General features: G+C 70.1%; 21 protein-coding genes. 7 read left to right on the top strand and 14 right to left on the bottom strand.

Translation table 11 applies throughout. From position 1 onward, the window contains the following. The first annotated feature begins 118 nt into the window (after positions 1-118). The 4 genes from FPZ41_RS15460 (at position 119) to FPZ41_RS15445 (ending at position 4,211) form a co-directional block, all read left to right on the top strand. Positions 119-1,234 carry a S8 family serine peptidase gene (locus FPZ41_RS15460; RefSeq protein ID WP_152862988.1) on the top strand — a complete coding sequence of 372 codons (1,116 nt, stop codon included), beginning with the start codon at positions 119-121 and terminating at the stop codon, positions 1,232-1,234. Positions 1,235-1,247: 13 nt separating this feature from the next. Further along, positions 1,248-2,315, top strand: coding sequence for a glycoside hydrolase family 6 protein (locus FPZ41_RS15455; RefSeq protein ID WP_228022751.1), 1,068 nt, complete (start codon positions 1,248-1,250; stop codon positions 2,313-2,315). A gap of 271 nt (positions 2,316-2,586) precedes the next feature. Next, on the top strand, positions 2,587-2,949 hold the full coding sequence (locus FPZ41_RS15450) for a response regulator transcription factor (protein WP_322620269.1): 363 nt from the start codon (positions 2,587-2,589) through the stop codon (positions 2,947-2,949). Positions 2,950-3,089: 140 nt separating this feature from the next. Next, positions 3,090-4,211, top strand: coding sequence for a glycoside hydrolase family 5 protein (locus FPZ41_RS15445; RefSeq protein ID WP_228022750.1), 1,122 nt, complete (start codon positions 3,090-3,092; stop codon positions 4,209-4,211). A 130-nt stretch (positions 4,212-4,341) separates the two neighbouring features. Here FPZ41_RS15445 and FPZ41_RS15440 read toward each other — a convergent pair whose 3' ends face one another. Beyond that, on the bottom strand, positions 4,342-6,252 hold the full coding sequence (locus tag FPZ41_RS15440; protein ID WP_152863007.1) for a glycoside hydrolase family 15 protein: 1,911 nt from the start codon (positions 6,250-6,252) through the stop codon (positions 4,342-4,344). Positions 6,253-6,587: 335 nt separating this feature from the next. On the opposite strand from FPZ41_RS15440, the gene FPZ41_RS15435 reads away from it, so the two are divergent. After that, positions 6,588-7,436 carry a polyprenyl synthetase family protein gene (locus FPZ41_RS15435; RefSeq protein WP_152862984.1) on the top strand — a complete coding sequence of 283 codons (849 nt, stop codon included), beginning with the start codon at positions 6,588-6,590 and terminating at the stop codon, positions 7,434-7,436. Positions 7,437-7,551: 115 nt separating this feature from the next. On the opposite strand, the gene FPZ41_RS15430 is transcribed toward FPZ41_RS15435, so the two are convergent. The 7 genes from FPZ41_RS15430 to FPZ41_RS15395 form a co-directional block, all read right to left on the bottom strand. Further along, positions 7,552-8,232, bottom strand: a complete 681-nt coding sequence (locus tag FPZ41_RS15430; protein ID WP_131566059.1) for a response regulator — start codon at positions 8,230-8,232, stop codon at positions 7,552-7,554. Between the two features lie 170 nt (positions 8,233-8,402). Further along, complete coding sequence (locus FPZ41_RS15425; protein ID WP_322620268.1) at positions 8,403-9,254, bottom strand: phosphatase PAP2 family protein; 852 nt, start codon at positions 9,252-9,254, stop codon at positions 8,403-8,405. Between the two features lie 286 nt (positions 9,255-9,540). Then, positions 9,541-10,197: a pentapeptide repeat-containing protein gene (locus FPZ41_RS15420; protein ID WP_322620267.1), complete on the bottom strand. Its 657-nt coding sequence runs from the start codon at positions 10,195-10,197 to the stop codon at positions 9,541-9,543. An 82-nt stretch (positions 10,198-10,279) separates the two neighbouring features. Continuing rightward, positions 10,280-10,831 (bottom strand): RNA polymerase sigma factor, encoded by a 552-nt coding sequence (locus FPZ41_RS15415; protein ID WP_131566065.1) that lies wholly within the window; start codon positions 10,829-10,831, stop codon positions 10,280-10,282. Between the two features lie 446 nt (positions 10,832-11,277). Next, the gene (locus FPZ41_RS15405) at positions 11,278-11,538 is read right to left on the bottom strand and encodes an anti-sigma factor family protein (protein ID WP_152862975.1); all 261 of its coding nucleotides are present in this window, start codon (positions 11,536-11,538) and stop codon (positions 11,278-11,280) included. Between the two features lie 234 nt (positions 11,539-11,772). Further along, positions 11,773-12,036: an anti-sigma factor family protein gene (locus FPZ41_RS15400; protein WP_131566074.1), complete on the bottom strand. Its 264-nt coding sequence runs from the start codon at positions 12,034-12,036 to the stop codon at positions 11,773-11,775. A 38-nt stretch (positions 12,037-12,074) separates the two neighbouring features. Then, positions 12,075-12,635 carry an RNA polymerase sigma factor gene (locus tag FPZ41_RS15395; protein ID WP_152862973.1) on the bottom strand — a complete coding sequence of 187 codons (561 nt, stop codon included), beginning with the start codon at positions 12,633-12,635 and terminating at the stop codon, positions 12,075-12,077. Positions 12,636-12,881: 246 nt separating this feature from the next. Here FPZ41_RS15395 and FPZ41_RS15390 point away from each other — a divergent pair, with 246 nt between their 5' ends. Further along, positions 12,882-13,436: a glycoside hydrolase family 25 protein gene (locus FPZ41_RS15390; RefSeq protein WP_152862971.1), complete on the top strand. Its 555-nt coding sequence runs from the start codon at positions 12,882-12,884 to the stop codon at positions 13,434-13,436. 88 nt (positions 13,437-13,524) lie between these two features. Here the strand turns inward: FPZ41_RS15390 and FPZ41_RS15385 are convergent, their stop codons facing one another. Together FPZ41_RS15385 and FPZ41_RS15380 are read right to left on the bottom strand one after the other, a co-directional pair. Then, positions 13,525-13,737 carry an EF-hand domain-containing protein gene (locus tag FPZ41_RS15385; RefSeq protein ID WP_322620266.1) on the bottom strand — a complete coding sequence of 71 codons (213 nt, stop codon included), beginning with the start codon at positions 13,735-13,737 and terminating at the stop codon, positions 13,525-13,527. Positions 13,738-13,800: 63 nt separating this feature from the next. Beyond that, complete coding sequence (locus tag FPZ41_RS15380; RefSeq protein ID WP_152862969.1) at positions 13,801-14,715, bottom strand: helix-turn-helix domain-containing protein; 915 nt, start codon at positions 14,713-14,715, stop codon at positions 13,801-13,803. A 107-nt stretch (positions 14,716-14,822) separates the two neighbouring features. On the opposite strand from FPZ41_RS15380, the gene FPZ41_RS15375 reads away from it, so the two are divergent. Next, positions 14,823-15,461 carry a GNAT family N-acetyltransferase gene (locus FPZ41_RS15375; RefSeq protein WP_152862967.1) on the top strand — a complete coding sequence of 213 codons (639 nt, stop codon included), beginning with the start codon at positions 14,823-14,825 and terminating at the stop codon, positions 15,459-15,461. 212 nt (positions 15,462-15,673) lie between these two features. On the opposite strand, the gene FPZ41_RS15370 is transcribed toward FPZ41_RS15375, so the two are convergent. From FPZ41_RS15370 to FPZ41_RS15355, 4 genes are all read right to left on the bottom strand, one after another. Then, positions 15,674-16,177: an ATP-binding protein gene (locus FPZ41_RS15370; protein WP_131561189.1), complete on the bottom strand. Its 504-nt coding sequence runs from the start codon at positions 16,175-16,177 to the stop codon at positions 15,674-15,676. A gap of 322 nt (positions 16,178-16,499) precedes the next feature. Beyond that, the gene (locus FPZ41_RS15365; protein WP_152862965.1) at positions 16,500-17,267 is read right to left on the bottom strand and encodes an enoyl-CoA hydratase/isomerase family protein; all 768 of its coding nucleotides are present in this window, start codon (positions 17,265-17,267) and stop codon (positions 16,500-16,502) included. A 97-nt stretch (positions 17,268-17,364) separates the two neighbouring features. Beyond that, positions 17,365-18,621, bottom strand: a complete 1,257-nt coding sequence (locus tag FPZ41_RS15360; RefSeq protein WP_322620265.1) for a L,D-transpeptidase — start codon at positions 18,619-18,621, stop codon at positions 17,365-17,367. A 189-nt stretch (positions 18,622-18,810) separates the two neighbouring features. Next, a complete protein-coding gene (locus FPZ41_RS15355) occupies positions 18,811-20,037 on the bottom strand; it encodes a L,D-transpeptidase (RefSeq protein WP_322620264.1) in 1,227 nt (408 codons plus the stop codon). Positions 20,038-20,211 lie beyond the last annotated feature (174 nt).

Raw genomic sequence — 20,211 nt, 5'->3', positions numbered from 1 at the left:
GAAGGAGCGGCGTTCGGTGCGTGCTCTCGGCGCTCGGCGCGGAGGGCGTGCCGGGCGTCGCGACGCCGCGGAGATCCGTCAGAAGCCCCCTGGGGGTAGCAGGGGTAGGTGCTTCGCCATGACAGGACGTACAACCTCGGGCTCCGCGCTCGCCGGACGCGCCCTGGCCGCCGTCGCGGCGCTGGCGCTCACTCTCGCCATGCCGGGTAAGGCGGCTCCGGCGGTCTCCGGGGCGCTCCGCGACTCCGAGTGGGCTCTGACCTCGCTCAAGGCCGAACAGGCATGGAAGATCACCAAAGGTGAGGGCGTGACGGTCGCGGTGATCGGCACCGGGGTCGACGCGTCCCATCCTGACCTCAAGGGCCGCGTCATCAGTGGCTCGGACGTCTACAACACGCGCGACGAGGGCAGCGAGGCGTTCCAGGGCACCTACGCCGCGGGCATCATCGCCGGAACCGGCCGCAACTACCGCGGCGACGGCCTGGTCGGGCTCGCTCCCGAGGCACGCATACTTCCCTTCCGGGTCTTCCTGGACAACACGAGCCCCACCAACGCGACCGCGAAGTCGATCAGGTCGGCCGCGCGTCAGGGAGCCCGGGTCATCGACGTCACTGTGGGCTTCCGCCGTTCGAGCCCCGCCCTGAAGGCGGCGGTCGAGTACGCGGTCCGGCAGGGCGCCCTGGTCGTGGCCGGTGCGGGCGACACCGGCGGGACCGGCAACGCGCAGACCTACCCGGCCGCGTACCCGGAAGTCCTCTCGGTCACCGCCATCGACAAGAAGGGCGCTCTCTGGCCGGACGCCCACCGCGGCAAGCAGGTGGACCTGGCCGCACCGGGCGTCGACATCCTGACCACCGCCCGGAACGACGACTACTGGACCGGTTCCGGTACCGGGTTCGCGGCGTCCTGGGTGTCGGCCTCCGCCGCGCTGGTGCGCGCCCAGCACCCGAAGTGGACCGTGGACCAGGTCACACGGCGGCTGACCGAGACCGCCACCCCCCGGGGCCGGGGCCAGGGCTCCGCGGTCGTCGCCCCCGCGGCGGCGCTGCCGCAGCGGGCGGCCCTGTCCGACTCCGCGTCCACGGTGTCCGCCGACAAGGGCGCCGCTGCCGCCCGCTCCTCGGACACGGGACCGATCATGGTGGTGTCGGCCGCGACGGGCGCGCTGATCGTGCTGGCCGCCCTCTCCTGGTTCCTGATCCGGCGCACTGTGTCGACCACGGACGACGACTGACGGCGGCAGCGGCTTGTACACCTCTGCCTCCGCGTACACGCGCCCCGGAGCACCGGACCCGGGGCGCGCGTATCAGCACGCCTGGCGGGTGCGGATGACGGCTCTGCTGTCCGCTCTCGGCCTGCTGGTGACCTTGGCGACGGCGGCGACCACCGCGCCGTTCTTCTCCGCTCCAAGCATCGGTGCCGCGGCGCCGCTCGTCCTGCCGCCGCCTCGTTTCCCCGCCGACACGCGCCTCTACACCGACCCCGACACTCCGGCCGCCCTCTGGGTGCACGAGAACGCCGGGGACCCCCGGGCGGCCGTCATCGCCAGGCGCATCGCGGACCGGCCGCAGGCGTCCTGGTTCACAGACCCGGACCCGTTGAGGGTGACGGAGCAGGTGCGGACGGTGATCGACGCAACCCGGACCCGGGACACGCTGCCGGTCCTCGTCGCCTACGCGGTGCACCGCCGTGACTGCTCCGGACACAGCAGCGGCGGCACCGGGGACCCCACCGCCTACCGGGAGTGGATCAGTGCCTTCGCCCGGGGAATCGGCCCCGGCCGCGCCGCGGTGATCCTCGAACCGGACGCCCTCGCGCTCGCCGACTGCCTCAGCCCCCGGGACCGGCGGGAACGATACGCGGCCCTGGCCTACGCGGGCCGTGTGCTCCACCGCGAAGCCCCGAACGCCCGGGTGTACTACGACGCGGGCAACTCCGCCTGGCACCCCGCGCGGACCATGGCCGACCGGCTCCGGCGCGCCGACGTGACCCGCTACGGGGACGGCATATCCCTGAACGTGTCGAACTTCAACAGGACGGATGACGAGATCCGCTACGGCCTCGCGGTGATCGGGGACCTGGCCGAAGCCCGGCTGTCCATGGTGATCGACACGAGCCGTAACGGTGCCGGACCGATCCGGGGCCATCACCCCTGCGATCCGCCGGGCCGGCGTCTCGGCCATGTCCCCACCACCGACACCGGTGTCCGTGGGGTCGACGCCTATCTGTGGGTGAAACCGCCGGGCCAGGCCGACGGCTGCGCCGCGGCCCCGGGGACGTTCGACGCGCAGTACGCCTACCTGCTGGCCCGCTGACCCGTTGAGCCGCTGACTCGCTGAGTCGCTGACCTGCGCGCTCCGGGCGGCACAGGGCTGCGTGCAGCACCGCGAACGCCGCCATCACCAACCGATCCACAGCCACATCAAAGAGCTCAAAACGGCCGAATTCGGGCTACCTCAATTGAGGTAGCCCGAATTCGGCCGTTTGGCGTGCGCGGATTTCGATCCGTCGTACGTCGATTCGGGAGGGGCCTCTTTTCTAGCCTTCTGGGCATGGCAGAAAAACGCTCGAAGGAGTTCCCCGCCCGTGAAAAGAGTTCTCGTCGTGGAGCCCCATCCGCAGGTAATGGCTGCTCTCGCAGATCTCGTCACGGAAGCGCCGGGATGTGAACTCATGGGCGCAGTGGCCACCGTCTGTGAGGCAATTTCGCTGGTCAGCGGAGTAAGCCCGGACGTGGTCCTGGTCGACACGGACACGCCGCACTGGCCGTACTGGCCGTCGCATCAACTCGGCAAGGCGCTCGCCGCACTCCTCCCCATGGCCGTTCTCGTCTTCATTTCCACGGCCACGGAGCCGTACACGGAGTGCCCGGAAGCGTCGGCGACCACGCCCCCCATCAGCATTCTCAAAACTGCCGTACCCGAATTCCTCAGGAGTATTACCGCATGAATTCCCCCATGGAAAACCAGGCCGAACCGACCACGACCGCGACCGAAAAGAAGCGAGGTCTCAGCCGCCGCATGATTCTCGGCGCCGCAGGGGCGGCCGTCGCGGTTGCCGCCGTCGGAGGGACCGTCTCCGCGTTTACGATGGATTCCGTGAAGAGCGGCAGCAGCTCCAGCGCCGAGGCCGGGAGCCAGGGCCCGCTGCGCACCTCCGGGGCCAACATCGTGGACTCCAAGGGCAAAACGGTGACCCTGACCGGCGTCAACTGGTTCGGCCTGGAGACCGGCACTTTCGCACCGCACGGCCTGTGGACGCGCAACCTCGACTCCATGTTCCAGCAGATGGTCGACACCGGGTTCAACACGCTCCGGCTGCCTTACTCCAACGAGCTCTTCGACGCCAAGAGCAAGCCCAACGGCATCGACCTCAAGCAGAACCCGGATCTCAAGGGGCTGAACGGGCTCCAGCTCATGGACAAGGTCGTCCAGAGCGCCACCAAGCACGGGCTGATGGTCATTCTCGACCAGCACCGCCCGGACCAGTGGGGTCAGAGCGAGCTCTGGTACACCGACAAGCTCCCCGAGAGCAAGTGGCTGTCCGACTGGAAGATGCTGGCCCAGCGGTACAAGAACAACGACCTGGTCATCGGCGCCGACCTGCACAACGAGCCGCGCGGCCAGGCCACCTGGGGCGACGGCAACCCCAAGACCGACTGGAAGATGGCCGCCGAGAAGGCCGGCAACACGATCCACTCGGTCAACCCCAACTGGCTGATCTTCGTCGAGGGCAACGACAAGTACAAGGACGAGACGACCTGGTGGGGCGGCGAACTGCGCCACGTCAAGGAACACCCGGTGAAGCTCAAGGAAGCCAACAAGGTCGTGTACTCCCCGCACGAGTACGGACCGGGTGTCTACAACCAGAACTGGTTCATGGACAAGGACTTCCCCAACAACATGCCGGCCTTCTGGGACAAGCACTGGGGCTACCTGAAGAAGGACAACACCGCTCCGCTGATGCTCGGTGAGTTCGGCGGCAGGAAGTCCACCGGCAACAGCACCGAGGCCGTCTGGCAGCAGAGCCTGATGAAGTACCTGAAGAAGAACGGCATCAGCTACACCTACTGGTCCTGGAACCCGAACTCGGGCGACACCGGTGGCGTCCTCAAGGACGACTGGAAGACCCTGGACCCGGGCAAGAAGGCGCTGCTCGGGGACTACCAGGCACCGCTGCTGAAGGGTAAGCCGGAGAACTCGTCGAAGTAAGCCGAAGTAACTCGGAGTAAGTCGAAGCAAGTCGGAGCAATCCGACGTACACCCCGGAATGACGTACGCCCGAAGTGACGTGCACCCGGAGTGAGCGGCGAGAGGCCGCGGGCGAGAGGCCCGCGGCCTCTCAGCCGTGTCCGCCCGCTTCTGCCCGGCCGATCGCCCAGGCCGCGTTGACCAGGCCGATGTGACTGAGCGCGTGCGGGAAGTTGCCGCGCAGCTGACCGTCGTCCGGGTCCGCCTCCTCGGCCAGCAGCCCGACGTCATTGGCGCAGGAGGCCGCCCGCTCGAAAACCGCCCGCGCGTCCGCGACCTCGCCCATCAGGGCGAGCGCGTGGGCGAGCCAGAAGGTGCACATGAGGAAGGGACCCTCCCCGCCCGCCGGGCCGTCGCCGAGGCCCTGTACCAGTCCCTCGTCGAAGCGCTGTCCGTCGTCGAGGCGCTGACAGCGGTGGACCAGCCCGCTCGGGCCGGTCAGCCGCTCCCGTACGGCGGCGACCGTGGCCCGCGCCCGCACGTCACCGGGCGATGTGAAGCCGGTGATCGGCAGCATCAGCGCGGAGGCGTCCAGCACGGCGGATCCGAACGCCTGGCTGTACGCCCCCGCCCGGTCGCTCCAGCCGTACGCCTCGATCGCCACGCGGATGCCGGCGCGGGCCGCGGTCCAGGCGCGCACCCGGGCGGTGGCCTGGAGTTCGTCGGCCAGGGCGATGGCGCGGTCGAGCGCGACCCAGCACATGAGCTTGGAGTACAGAAAGTGCTGCGGGTGGCCGCGGAACTCCCAGATGCCGTGATCCGGCTGGGGCCAGTGCACCGCGGCCGCGTCGGCCAGGCTCGTCAGAAACCGCCGTCCGTCCGCGTCGAGCCGGTGCAACCGGCCACGCAGCCGGTACGCGGCGTCCAACAGCTCGCCGTAGATGTCGAGCCGGCGCTGACGCCACGCGTCATTGCCGACGCGCACGGGCCGGCTGCCGCCCCAGCCGGCCAGATGGTCGAGTGTGCGCTCGGTCAGCTCCCGTTCGCCCCCGACCCCGTAGACCGCCTGGAGGGGGTGGCCGTCGGCGGGGCCCTCCGCGGAAGCGGTCCGCGCCATCCAGGCGAAGAACGCCTCCGCCTCCCCCGGACAGGCGGCCACCGACAGCGCGTGCAGGGCGAAGGAGGCTTCCCGCACCCAGGAGAACCGGTGGTCCCAGTTGCGCTCGCCGCCCGCCGCCTCGGGCAGCGATGTCGTGGGTGCCGCGACGACCGCGCCGGTCGGGGCGAACGTGAGCGCCTGGAGCACCTGGCCGCTCCGGCGGACCGCCTCCCGCCACGGTCCCTCGTACCGCTGGTTCCGCGCGGCCCAGGACCGCCAGGCGTCGAGCGTGGTGGCCAGAGCCGCCTCGATCTCGGCCTGGGTCCACAGCCTCCGCCGGGCGCCGGCCGGCACGTACTGCAGGGCGAAACCGGCCCGGTCCCCGGCGTTCAGCGCCAGCTGTCCGCGGGCCGTGGCGGCCCGCCCCTGGAGCCGCACCGGTGAGGACAGCAGAAGCGATCCGGAACCGAACGGGCAGAGCAAACCCCCGTCGGCGGGCGCCAGCAACGGCCGTACGGCGCCGTACTCCGGCCGCGGAACGTACTCCACCGCCATCCTGACCGACCCCCGGGTGCACTCCACCACCCGCAGCAGCGTGTGCGGCACCTCCCGGCCGAGGTCACGGCCACTCGCGCACGCCCCCACCTGCAACGCGTCGGTCACCACGACCGTGCCGGTGTCGGTCCGGAACTCCGTACGCAGCACCATCGACGCGTCCACGTACGCCCGGCGCACGGTGAAGACACCGACCGGACGGATCCACCAGTGACCGGCGGAACGGTCCAGTAACCGGGCGAACACGGACGCGGAGTCGAAGCGGGGAAGGCACAGCCAGTCCACGGACCCGTCACGCGCCACCAGTGCCGCGCCCTGACGGTCCGACAACAGCGCGTAGTCGGCTATCGGCCGCGCCTCCGTTCCGACCGCGGCGGCGGGAGCGGGGTCCCTCGTCCACTCGGACATCTCAGTCACGGCATCTCCATGAACACCAACGAAGCGACACCGGCGAACTAGAAGGAAACCCGCCTCGCAACCGGCGTATTCCACCATCCGGTCCCCGGCGTGAACCCGCGCGTGACGCCCGTACGTATGCAAACCCCTGCAAAATCATGTCAAGCGAGCGCGCACGTGGAATCCGCTGCACGTGCCGCCAGGTTTCCAGCCGGGCCCGGCGCACCGGGCCGGCCCCGGAGCCAGGAGACGTTCACGGTTCACGGCGCGCGACGCACGGCGGAGCAGATCTCGGCCGCCGCCGGCCACCGCCCGTCCCACGCGGCCATGCACAGGCAGGAGCGCCCATGACCATCGCCCACGTCTTCGGCCGGAACCTACGAGACCGCGTCCTTCGGGCCGACCTCCTGGCCGGGGCGGAGGCCGTCGAGGAGGGCCTGCTGGCAGCCGTGAAGAGCGACGTCCCCTTCATCGCCGAGTCCGGCCGGAGCCTTCTGCGCAAGGGAAAAGGGTGGCGGCTGCGCCCCCTGCTGGTACTGCTGGCCGCACGGTTCGGCGACCCGCACGCTCCCGGGGTCGCGCCCGCGGCGGTCGCCGCCGAACTGACGCACCTCGCCGCGCTCGGGCACGACAGCGTGTGCGACGCGGAGGCGGCCGCGCACCCCGGGCCGGGCTCCGGCGTCCTCGGGGCCACCTCGGTCGCGGTTCTCACCGGCGACTTCCTGTTCGCCCGCGCCTCGCAGATCGTGGCCGCCCTCGGCCCCGACGCCGTACGCGCCCAGACGGCCGCATACGGGCGCATGGTCACGGGCCAGATGCTGGCCCGGACGGGCCCGGGTGAGGGATGCGATCCGGTCGCGCACCATGTCGAGGTCGCCGCCGCCCGGACGGGCTCGCTGACCGGCGCCTCGGGGCGGCTCGGCGCCCTCGCGTCGGGTGCCGACGCCCGCGTCTGCGACGCCCTCGCCCGGTACGGCGAGCGGCTCGGCACCGCCCTCGGGCTCACGGACGACGTGCTGGGGGCCGCCACCGTCGACCCGCCGCCCACACACCCGGCGCCGCGGCGGGCCCTGCGGGACGCTCGGCGCCGGGCTCACCATGCACGGTCGGCGCTCAGGGACCTCCCGGACTGCGCGGCCAAGGACACGCTGGCCGAGCTGTGCGACACGGTGACCGCCCGTGGGGCCGGGACGTGACCGGCCGGGGGGTGACTCGCCGTAGAGCGGTCACCGAGCCATTGAGCAGTCACCGGTCCGTAGAGCGGTCACCGGTCCGCAGAACAGTCACCGGCAACCGCAGGACGACGGTCCGTCAGGCGGACCACCGGTATTCCTCGTTCACGACGAGACCACGGGCGAGTTCGCCGGGCGGCACCAGCCCCAGCCGCAGGGCATGCGCGACAGCCTGGGTCCGGCTGTGCACCCCGAGCTTGTCGAAGATGTGGCTGACGTACGTCTTCACGGTCTGCTGCCCGATGTGGAGGTCGCGCGCGATCTCCTTGTTCGCCTTGCCCCGGGCGAGCATGACCAGGACCTCCGACTCGCGCTCGGTGAGACGCGCCGGCCCGGTCGGGCCGCTGACCTGGTCCACCAGACGGGCGACCGCGGCGCTGGAGACGTACGTCCGCCCCGTCGCCGCGGCCTTCACCGCGTGCCGCAGTTCGTCGGCCTCCGCGTTCTTCAGCAGGAAGCCCGTCGCGCCCGCCCGGACGGCCGCCATCACCATGCCACCGTCGAGGACGCCGGTCAGCGCCACGACCCTGACCTCGGGCAGTTCCCGGCGGATCTGTTCTGTGGCCTCGATGCCGTCCATGACGGGCATCATGAGCTCCATCAACACGACGTCAGGACACAGCTCCCGGGCCAGGCGTACGGCCTCCCGCCCGTTCGTCGTCTCACCGGCCACCGCGATGTCGCCGTCAAGGCTCAGAAAGTCTCGCAGGCCCTGTCGGACCACCGCGTGGTCCTCTGCGATCAGAACTTGAACTGCCACTGGTGTTCTCCGTTGTCGAGCACCGGCTCACGGGCCGCCACCACGGTTCTCCCGCGGTACGCGTCCCGCGACCTGCGCGGCCCGCATCGCCCCAGGCGTTCATTCCGCCGGCACCGGACACAGCCGGCACCGGGCACAAGGGAATGACACAAGGGAATGCTGTGGGGAATTCAAGACATATCGGAAACCCGCGGCGGCCCACGCTCATTCCATATCCGGGGATGGAATGCGGCCGTCGCCGCAGCCGGGTTCAGCCACCGCGACGCGAACGCACGGAACGCGGAGGCCGCCCAGCCACCCGGCCCTCTCGGCCCACGAACCGCCCGAACTGCCGGAACTGCCGTACCCACGGCCACCCCTGGGCCCAACCATGACGCCGGGTCAGCACCCAGCCGCGCCCCCAGCCTCCTGACCCGAACCACCACCCACTCGGCGAACGGCTCGCAGCACGGAAGGGCCAGCAGCACGAGCGCGCCGGCCGCCCAGCCGCCCAGCACGTCGCTGAACCAGTGGGTGCCCAGGTAGACGGTGGCCAGGCCGACCACCACGGCGGCCAGAGCGGCCGCCACGGCCGCCGCGGTGCGATGGCGCGTGGCGAGGTGGGCGAGCGTTCCCCAGATGACGAGGCAGTTGGCCGTGTGGCCGGACGGGAAGACATCGCCGCCCCGGAGGAACTCGGTGGAGCCGATGGTGTGCGCGGAGCCGGGCCCCAGGCGCCCGGTCCCCAGCTTGACCGCACCGACGCTCACGTTGAGCAGCACCAGCGCCGCGAGGAAGACCAGCAGCGGGCGCGGGTTCCTGCTGCGCCAGTAGCGCCACCCCAGCCAGGCCAGCGCCGCCGTCATCGTCGGCCCCCGCTGCCCGGCGACGACGAGGATGTCCAGGAGCTCCCGCAACTCGGGCCACTGTCTGTACGGCCGCCACATGGCCAGGCGCCAGTCCAGCCGCAACAGGGGCGACCGGGCGAGCAACGCCACGAAGACGGCCGCGTACACACCGGCCACCAGAGCGAAGAGCGTCACCGCGCGGCGACGACGCAGCCGCCGACCGCGCCCGCGCGGAACGGCGCGGCGCGCAGGAGCGGCTTCGCGTAATCCGGGAAACCGTGCTCGCCCCAGCGGAAGACCCATGATGCCCAAGTCGTCCTCCCGGCCCCTCGGGAACTCCGGCCACGCTCTCCGGCACGGAGTCCGGACACGACGTGACCGAACAGCACTCGGACAGGAAACCCGACCCCCTCCGCGCGACATTCCCTTTTCGTGAAATACGACCTCAAATGTCCGGGAGGGCGGGCCGGGCCCCGGGGCTTCAGGATGCCGGGGTGAAGTGCCCCTTGCAGGAGCGGGTGCCGATGGATTTGGTGCCGTCCGGGCACACGACGTTCTCCCAGCTCGCACCCGACAGATCGGCCCCGTCCAGCCGCGCACCGCGCAGTGTGCTGCCGGACAGCTCCGCGTCCGACAGATCCGCGTCACGCAGGTCAGCGTGGCTGAAGTCGACGTTGGTGAGGGAGGCGGAACGCAGGTTCGTACCCCGGAGCCGGCCTCCCCCGAAACTGACGTTGGTGAGCATGGTCCGGTCGAGCGACGCCCCACCGAGATCGGCACCACGCAGGTCGACCTCGGCGAGGGTGCCGGCGGTCAGACGAGCGCGGCGGAGATCCGCGTCACGCAGGTCCACGCTCTCCAGGGACACATCGGTCAGCCGCGCCCCGAAGAGGTTGCCTCGGCTCAGGTTCGCCTCGGAGACCGAACCCGTCAGCTCCGAGCCCTCCAGGTTGATGCACCGGAGCTTCTTCTGCCACAGGTCCACCCCGTCGACGGTGCGGCCCGAGAGGTTCCTGCCCGCCCCGCCGGGACAGCTACGGCCCCGCTCGTCCTCCTCCTGCCCGCAGCCGACCGCAAGGGCGACGGACAAGGCGAGCACGGTCGCCCACAGCCCCGTACGGGACACACACACGTTCACGAGCCACCTCGGGCGCGGTCGGGCGGTGCACATGTGTGCACTCGCAGCAGACGGCAGTCGCCCTGTCCATGATCAGGGCCGTTCACGTCCTGCGCCTCCTCTTCGGCGCGAGCCCGGCCGCCACCAGCTGGGTCCTTATCCGCTTGCGGGCCCGGTGCAGGCGGCTCATCACCGTCCCCTCCGGCACATCCAGCACCTGGGCCGCCTCCCCGTAGCTGAGCCCTCCGATGTCCACCAGCCGGACGACCTGCTTGTGCTTGTCGGGCAGAGCGGCGAGCGCTGCGCCGACCACCGCGTCGAAGCTCTCGCCGAGCACCAGTTCCTCGGGCGATTCGACCACCCCGGCCGAACTCAGCCGGTCCAGGTCGGCGTCCGGGTCGTCGAGCAGACGGGGGGTACGGCGACGGTGCCGGTTGATCTCGGCCCGGCGCATGATGGTCAGCAGCCAGGCGCGCGGATGCTCGCCGTCGAACCGGCCGATGGCCCTGTAGGCGCGCAGCAGGGTCTCCTGCACCAGGTCCTCGGCGTCGGCGGGCTGCGCGGTGAGCGTCATCGCCACCCGCAGCAACACTTCCACCTCGGGCAGCACGAACTTCGCGAACGCCTTGTCCCGCACCTCCGGCGGCTGCGCCATTGTGTCTCCCACGGGCTGGTGAAAACCCTCCGGACCAATCGGAGCATTCCACGGAATGTCCTGCCTTTTAACGCGGGTTTCCGATACATGACGAAGCTGAGTACCCAACGGCCGAACAGACTCTGGTGGGAATGCCGCGAAAAGCTGCGCCATCTACGGCTGCACGGTGCGGTCGGGGCGTTCGCGGACGGGCAGCTCACCGGAGTGCGACACACGCGTGTCGCGGCTCATGTGGCCCACTGCTGGGCGTGCAGCGGCGAACTGATCGCCCTCCGGCTCATGAAGGCGTCGATACGCGGCCATCCGCACCGGGCACCGACCTCGCCGGCCTAGGCCCTGCCGTCGAACCCCCTCTCCCACTGTCCGAAGGGCGAGTGCCCAAAAGGCGCGGGAGGTACCCCCGGCCCCGGACTCCGACAGCTCACGGAGGGCGCCGGCCGGGGCGCTCACCCACCCGGTGTCCGATCGTGCTGGTCACCCGGGGCAGGGTCCAGCAGGGACTCGCCGAAGCCGCGCAGACGTGCCACCGCGCGGGCGTCGGGCTGCTCCTGGCGTACGAGCGCGTTCTTGATCTCACGGTAGGTGCGGGCCTCCAGCCCGCAGTCGCGGCAGCCGTCCAGGTGCGCCCGTACGCGTCGGGCGGTGACGTCGTCCGTCTCCCCGTCCAGGTATTCCTGAAGGACGCGGAGCACCTGGGCGCAGCTCATCCTCCCCGTCGGGTCCCGTCGTCTCGGCCACACCCTCATCGCTCACCTCGGTTCCGGACCGGCCACCGTGTCGAGTCGTCACTCGCCGTGGCGGCTGCGGCGCCCGGACCTCCGTCGGCCCCGCTCATCGCTCGGGACCGGCCCGGTCGCCCGGCTGAGGCCTTCCCACGCGCAGGAAACCCGCCGACGGCACCGCAACATTCCCGTCCACCCGCTGATACACCCGAATGCTCCTCAGGCCACCGGAGTCTGCTCCTCCCCCTCGCCCTGCGTCTCGTGCTGCAGCAGTCCCCGCGCGAACCCGCGCAGACGCTCGACCGCGTCCGGGTCCGGCTCCGCCCGGCGGACGAGGGCGTTCTTGATCTCCCGGTAGGTCCTGGCCTCCGGGCCACAACGGCGGCAGTCCGCCAGGTGTACCGCGACCCGGCACACGGTCGCGTCGTCCGTCTCCCCGTCCAGGTATGCCTGCAGGACCCGGCCCGCCTGCATACAGGTCATCGTGCGCTCAGCCGGTTGTCTCCGCTTGGACCACATGCTCACCGTTCACCTCGTCCCGGCACCAGCCCGGCTGCCGCCAGCCGGACGCGGATACGCCTGCGCGCACGGCGCAGGCGGCTCTTCACGGTCGCCTCGCTCGTGCCCAGCGACCCGGCCGCCTCCGCGTACGACAGACCGTCAATGTCCACCAGACGTACCACTTGTCGGTACCTCACCGGCAGGGCCGCCAGAGCGAAATCCACGACTTCGTGGAACGACTGCCCGACCACGACTGGTTTCGCCGCCTGCCCGGAAACGCCCGCGGGTGACGGGCGGGGGCCGGTTTCCCGGTCACGCCGCGGACGGGATCCTCGGGCACGACGCCGGTCGGTGCGCTCTTCGTACATAAGAGTGAGGAGCCAGGTCCGCGGCTGCCGGCCGTCGCACCGCTCGAAGGTCCGGTACGCGCGCAGCAGGGTGGCGCGCACGAGCTCCTCTGCGTGGTCCGGTCGCGCGGTCAGCGTCGTCGCCACCCGGAGCAGCATCTCCACCTCGGGCAGCACGCACTCCGCGAACTCCCGCGTTCGCTCCGCCCGGTCATGCGGCGACCGTTCCTCCATGTGACGGAAACCCTTCGTTCCTGATTCGGCATTCCGTTCTCTTGCCCTGCGGAGCGGAAATCCGCTCCGCGGGATCGTCTGTTCGGGCGCACAGGACCACGCGGAGACCGCGCACTACCGGAAAGGAACCTTCTGAACGTTGGCCCACAAGGGGGTGAGGCGGGGCGAGCGAGGGAAAGGCAAAAGTAGGTTCGCCCCCCACAGGTACTGTCGATTGCCCTGTCCCCCCATGCCCGGAGGCGCCTCATGCTGCGAGGCATCGACGTCAGTTCGTACCAGTCGTCCTCGTACGACACGGACGGCCTTTCCTTCGTCTTCATCAAGGCGACGGAAGGCCGGACGTACACCAACCCCAAGCTGGCCGCACAGACGAAGACCGGCAGAGACGCGGGCCTCGTCGTCGGCTTCTACCACTTCCTCTGGCCCGGCAACCTGACCGCCCAGGCCGAGTACTTCGTGAGCAAGGCCCCCGAAAAGGGGGGCGACATACTCGCCGTCGACTGGGAGACGACGGGTGACGGCACCCACGCGAGCAATGCCGAGAAGGACCGGTTCATACGGAAGGTGAAGGAACTCCGGCCGAACCACCGGGTCATCCTCTACACGAACCGCAACTACTGGTTGAACGTCGACACGACCTCCTACGCGGGCGACGGCCTGTGGATCGCGGACTACGTGACCGCGGGCAAGCCCCGCATCCAGGCGAAGTGGCGTTTCCACCAGTACACCGACGACCCGCTGGACAAGAACGTCGCCGACTTTGCGAGCAAGTCCGCGCTGCGGACGTGGGCAGAGGCCTGACCTTCTCTCATCCCGGGTCCTTCCACCCGAGAAGGGAGAAAGAGGGTGCCCGCCGCGCAGCGCGCATGGGCACCCTCTCCTTGCGGGCTCACTTGTTGAGGTGGCCCCAGAACTCCTCGAACGAGAGCAGCTTGTCGCCGTTGAGGTCCTGGGCGGCTATGACGGCCTCGGCCACCGACTCGGTGACGTGCCAGTCGCCCTCCTGGGCCAGGGCGGTCTTGAACTCGGCGGCGGTGATGAACCCGTCACCGTCCTTGTCGATGCGCTGGAACTGCGTGCGTGCTTCCTCGATGTCCGCCACCGGTCCGCCCCTTCATCATGCTTCGTGCTTTCGTGCCATACAGCCTTGGTCGGCAGGCTCAGACTAACCGGCGAGCCTGGCCCGCAACGCGGCGACCACCCAGGCGAACTCCTCGGCGTGCGCGGGCAGCGGCTCGGTGCCCCGGACGAGCGCGGTGAGCTCCCGGAAACGGGCCATTTCGGCGTGCGCGGCGGACTCCATGCGTTCGAGTACGGCGGCCCGGTCGGCGTTGCCGAGCAGCGGGCCCAGCACCTCCTCGGCGCGCGGCGACTCGGGGGCGATTCCCTGTTCCCGCGCCTGTGCCGCGAGCTGCACCAGGCGGCTCATGAACCACAGGGACGTGCCGGGCGGCACCTCCGGCCCCCGGTCCGCGGCGTTGAACTCGATCGTCCTGCGCATGCGTGCCCGGAATCCGGGGTCCTGCAACAGCTCCGCGAGCTCCACCCAGGCGTCCACCTGCTCGGGCGTCGGGTCATCGGGCAGATCGGCGACGCTGAACCTCATCCGGGTGCGGATGTCGGGGTCCGCGGTGTCGAGGCCCCCGAAGGTCTCCTCCATGAAGTCGTCGATGATGCGTGTACGTTCGGCGGCCGACAGCCGCGCCAGCTTGTTCATGAGTGTCATCTCCTCCGCGGTCGAACCGCGTCGCGCCACGGTCGACAGCACCGCCCGGGTCAGCTTCAGGGCGCGGATCTGAGCGTCCAGGGCCGCCACATGCGTGACCGCGACCTCCGCGATCGTCGTCTCGCCCGCCACCACCCTGCGTACGTCGTCCAGGCCGAGGCCCAGCTCCCGTAGCGTGCGGATGAGTTCGAGGCGGGCCACCGAAGCCGCGTCGTACAGCCGGTAGCCGCTCTCGCTGCGGGTCACCGGGTGCAGGACGCCCGCGTCGGACCAGTAGCGGATGGTGCGCACGGAAAGGTCCGTGGCCCGCGCCAGCCGGCCGATGGTGAAAAGTCCGGTGCCGTCGTCGATCATGTCTGAGAGTCTGGGCCCTCCAGTGGCTGGAGACTCAAGCGAGCGCAGCCGCTTCCGAGCGACTTCTTGCGTCTTCTCTTGATTTCTTGCGAAGGGGAACAGGCGTCTTGGCCGGCACTCTGCGGGACATTCTGGATGCGGCGGCTCGTGGGAGCTTCCCTCCCGCCGACGGGGGCGTGACCGTCGTCCGCCAGCACTCCCACCGCGACGCCGGCGTCCTCGCCTTCACCGCGCACTCGGTGGTCTTCACGGACGAGGATCCGGAGTGGGTGCACGAGACACTGGGCTCCCTGGGATGCGATGCGCTGGCCGCGACCATGAACCCGCGGTTCCTGGTGGCGTTCATGGAGCGTACGGGGCGGTCGAACGACACCATCGACATGCTCGCCGTCGCGTCTCCGCTGCCCGGGGAGCCGTCGGTCGCGCTGACGGAGATCAGCGATCCCGAGCATCCCCGGGTCGTCCGGGCCCGGAAGTACCGTGACGACGTCCGGGTGTGGGCCGCCGACGGCGGTGTGCTCGTTCTGGGGCGCGGGGTCGCGGGGCGGCTGGAGGCCGCGGTCGAGGTGGCCGAGGAGGTACGGCACCGGGGGCTGGGGCGGACGCTTGCCGCGGCCGCGCGGCAGTTGGCGGGCGGGGAGCCGGTCTGGGCCCAGTCGGCACCGGGGAACGCCCGCAGCGTGCGAGCGTTCCAGGCGGCGGGTTACCGCCCCGTGGGGGCGGAGGCGCTGCTTGTCGCCCACTGAGCCGCAAAGCCGCGAGTTCCGACCCCGGACACCCGGTCGGTGGCTTGGGGGGTGGGTTGTGTGCGGGTGGGTGGGTGGTTCATCGGCCTGAACGGCCTCGTCCTCAAACGCCGGACGGGCTGGAAAACCCAGCCCCTCCGGCGTTTGAGGAGCGAGGGTCCAGGGGGCGAAGCCCCCTCGGCACGTGCACAACGCACACCCTGGTGTGGCCGCTAACGGTCCGGCACCCGCATTTCGAACCATGTCGTCTTGCCGCGAGGCAGCAGGTCGACGCCCCAGCGATCCGAGAGTTTGTCGACGAGGAAGAGGCCCCGGCCGCTGATGTCCAGCTCCTGGACGGGCATGAGACAGGGAAGGCCCCGCGAGGGGTCGCGCACCTCGATCCGGATCCACCGGCGCTGGCGGCGCATGCGCAGCCCGAAGACACGGGCGCCGGTGTGGCGCACGGCGTTGCCGACGAGTTCCGAGACGAGCAGCACCGCGTCCTCGGTCATCTTCGGCGAGAGCCCCCAGTGGCGGAGCACGACGACCTGGGTCAGCCGCCGCGCGGTGGCCGCGGACTCGGGGCGGGACGGCAGAGGAACCTCGGCCTCGGCGGGATTGCCGAACAACTCCAGCGCCTTCAGAGCCCGTTCGTCCTCGACGGCAGGCGACCAGCGCGCCGCGGTCGCACTCCCGTGCCGCCGCGGCTGTTCGACACCCTCCAGCCCCGCCATGCCCCCATCATGGCCGCCCAGGGCTTGGTTCGGGGCCGTTCCTCAGGAATAGGCCCCCTGGGACCTCCCTCCCCACGGGGTTTATCTGGCATATGCTGGAGGCAGGGAGGAGGATGCCGCACACCTTCCGAGCTGCGGCGATTCACCGGAATGGGGCAATCGCCGGCCGACCGCCCCAGCGTTTACTTAAGACTGTCTTAAGGCTCCGATAAACCGCCCCATTGAGGGACGCGGGTAAGACACCACGTCAACTGCAAGTCGATCAGCGGGACTTGGGGAGTGGAACGCATCACGGCACAGCACAGCACAGCACCGGGCGGGATCACACGAACTTCGCCTTGCCCGGCCCCTCCTCGACGAAGCTCCGCATCCCGCGCTCCCGGTCCTCCGTCCCGAACAGCCCCGCGAACCAGTTCCGTTCCACGGCGAGCCCGGTCTCGATGTCCGTCTCCAGGCCCGTGTCGATCGACTCCTTGGCCGCGCGGAGCGCGATCGCCGGGCCCTGGGCGAGCTTCGCGGCCCACTCGTGCGCCTGTGTGTAGACCTCGCCCGCCGGTACGACCCGGTCGACGAGGCCCAGCGTCAGGGCCTCGTCGGCCTTCACCATGCGGCCCGTGAAGATGAGGTCCTTGGCCCTGGACGGGCCGATCAGCCGGGACAGGCGCTGGGTGCCGCCCGCGCCCGGGATCAGGCCCAGCAGGATCTCGGGCTGGCCGAGCTTCGCGTTCTCCCCGGCGATGCGGTAGTCCGCGCAGAGCGCGAGTTCACAGCCACCGCCCAGCGCGTACCCCGTGACGGCGGCCACGACCGGCTTGGGGATACGGGCCACGGCCGTGAAGGAGTCCTGCAGCGCCCGGGAGCGCACGACCATCGCCGCGTGGTCCATGGCCTGCATCTCCTTGATGTCCGCGCCCGCCGCGAACACCTTCTCCCCGCCGTACAGGACCACCGCGCGCACGTCCGCACGGTTCGCGGCCTCCTCGGCGAGTTCCTTGAGGCGGTCCTGTGTGGCGATGTCCAGCGCGTTCATGGGCGGGCGGTCGAGACGGATGGTGCCGACGCCTTCTGCGACTTCGAGATGCACTGTCATGCAGGCAGGTTAACGGGCACTAACGGCATACGGCCCCGGTGCCGTACCTCACATGCCTCGCACCGGGGCCGTATGCCGTCGAAATGCCGTCGAGGGCTCAGGCCTTCCACTTCTCCCACGACATGTTCCATCCGTTGAGCCCGTTGTCCGGGTCGACGGTCCGCTCGTTGGCGTTCTTCACGATCACCACGTCGCCGGTCATCGAGCGGTTGAAGAACCAGGCCGCCGAGATGCTCTTGTCGTAGCCGCCGCGCACGTCGCGCAGGCCGATGCAGCCGTGGCTGGCGTTGTAGTTGCCGAAGGCGCCGCCGCCCCAGTAGTTGCCGTGGATGAAGGTGCCGGAGTTCGTCAGGCGCTGGGCGTGCGGGACGTCCTTGATGTCGTACTCGCCGTCGTAGCCGACGGTGTCACCGTTCATACGGGTCACGGTGAGACGTTCGCTGATGACCATCTGCCCGTTCCAGGTGTCGTAGCCGGGCTTGCCGGTGGTGACGGGGATGGTCTTGATGACCTTGCCGTCGCGCTTGACGGTCATCTTCTTGGCCTTGACGTCGACGGTGGAGATCTGGCTGCGGCCTATGGTGAAGGAGACCTTCTTGTCCTGCTCGCCGTAGACGCCGGGGCGGCCCTCGACGCCGTCGAGGTCGATGTCGACCGTCACCTTCGTGCCGGGCTTCCAGTACTTCTCGGGGCGGAAGTCGAGGCGGTCGTTGCCGAACCAGTGGCCCTCGACGTCGACAGCCGGCTCGGTCCTTATGGTGATGGCCTTCTCGACGTCCTCGGGAGCCGTGATGCCGCGGGTGAAGCGGAGCGAGAACGGCATGCCGACGCCGACCGTGGAGCCGTCCTCGGGTGTGAAGGTGCCCACGAAGGTGTTCTTCGGCTTCAGCGTGGTGAACGAGGACTCCTCCGTGGCCTTGCGGCCTTCCTTGTCCTCGGCGACGGCACGGACCGTGTACCTGGTGTCCGAGGCGAGGTGGGTCGACGGCGCCCATCCGGCACCGTTCTCCGTGATCTCCCCCGCTATCTCGTCGCCCTTGGAGTCCTTGACCGTGACCTCGGTCAACTTGCCCTTGGCGGCGGTGACCTCAAGGGCACCGCTGGTCTTCACGTCGTCGGCGCCGCTCTTCGGAGCTATGGTCACCACGGCCGCGGAGGCCTTGCTCTCCGCCGTGCCGGAACCCTTGTCCCCCTTCCCCCCGCCGGACCCGGAGTCCGACCCTCCGTCTCCGCCGCCGCACGCGGTCACCGTGAGGAGCAACGCTCCCAGCAGCAGCGCCGGTATCCCCTGGCTGCGCCGGCTCCTCCGCGTCCGCACACCAACCGACGCCCCCGATATCGGTCGCCCGTTCACGTTCGTGTCTCCCCTCGCACGGCCTGTTCAGGCCCGCACCCCCAACGCGTCCCGCGCGTTTGTGCGTACGTTAACCGCAAGATCGGCATGGTGGGGGCCTCACGACGGTCACTGTTCCGTCCCAAGTAGGACCGTCGTGGGCGCCATTGCGTTCCGTCCGGTTCCCCCCCATGTCGCCGCCCTGTCGGCCTACTTCACCGCGCCGCCCGCCTTCCACTCCTCCCAGCCCATGTTCCATCCTCCGAGCCCGTTGTCGGGAGAGACAGTCCTGTCATGGCTGTTGACGACCTCGACGACGTCTCCGATGAGGCTGCGGTCGAAGAACCAGCCCGCGGGCGTGCTCGAACTGCCGCCCTTCACATCGCGCAGGCCCACACACCCGTGGCTGACGTTGGTGTTTCCGAAGGCGTCCGGCGCCCAGTAGTTGCCGTGCAGGAAGGTGCCCGAGCGGGTGAGCCGCATGGCGTGGGGGACGTCCGGGATGTCGTACTCGCTCTTGCCGTCGGCCTTCCTGAAGCCGACCGTGGCGCCGTCCATCCGGGTCACCTCCAGCATCTCGGTGACGACCATCTTCCCGTTGTACGTCTTCGTCGTGGGCGCCCCGGCCGTGATGGGGACCGTGGCGAGGAGCCCGTCGGCGCGGGACACCCGCATGGTGTGGGCGGCGGCGTCGACCAGGCTGGCCTGGTGGCGGCCGACGGTGAACGAGAACGTCTTGTGCTGCAGGCCGTACATGCCACGCGAGCCCTCGACGTCCCTCAGCCGCAGACCCACGGTGACCCGTGTGCCGGGCTTCCAGTAGTGCTCGGGGCGGAAGTCCATCCGGTTCGGGCCGAACCAGTGCGGGCGGATCTCCACGGGGGGCCGTGCGGTCACGGCGACGGCCCGCTCGACGGCGGCCCGGTTCTGGATCGCCCGGTTGAACTCCAGGGACACGATCATGCCGGTGCCGACGGTCGCGCGGTTCTCCGGCATGGCGTAGGCGACGAAGCGCTTCTCGGGGACGTACGTCGTGAAGGTGACGTGGCGGGCCGAGCGGCGGCCGCCTCCGTCGAGGGCCACCGCGTCGACGGTGTATCTCGCGGCGAGCGCGAGTCCCCCGGGACCGGTGGGGCGCCAGGTCAGGCCGTCGGTGGAGATGCGCCCCCGTACGGGCGACTCCTGGGCGTCCCTCGACACGACGACCTTCACCGACTCCAGGCGCCCGCTGGGCACCCGCACCTCGAACGGCTCGTCGGCGTGCACGTCCTTGCTTCCGTCCGCCGGTGTGACGCGGATGGTGCCGCTCGGTGCTCCGGGCTTGCCGTCGAACCCCTCCGGCGTGCACCCGGAGGCCGCGGCCACCAGTCCCACCCATGTCAGTACGGCAGCAAGCGTGACCCCGGCGCGTCGGGGAGCATGTGTGGTGATGGGCACTCGGACCTCTGTTTTTCCGGCCGGGGGCGGGCAGGGTGTCCCCCGGAAAAGTGCAGTACGTGCGGCCCAACGACGGCGCACGCCTCGGGGAAACGTGAGTGCGAGCCACCGTCTGGGCAGAACTGTGGGGAGAACGACACGAGGGGGAACCGAGGCCGGGACGCCTCAGGGGTC

The sequence above is a fragment of the Streptomyces acidicola genome, assembly GCF_009377235.1.
GTDB classification, from domain to species: domain Bacteria; phylum Actinomycetota; class Actinomycetes; order Streptomycetales; family Streptomycetaceae; genus Streptomyces; species Streptomyces acidicola.
Note: the sequence above shows the minus strand (reverse complement) of the source record. Positions and strands in the feature narration are given on the sequence as shown.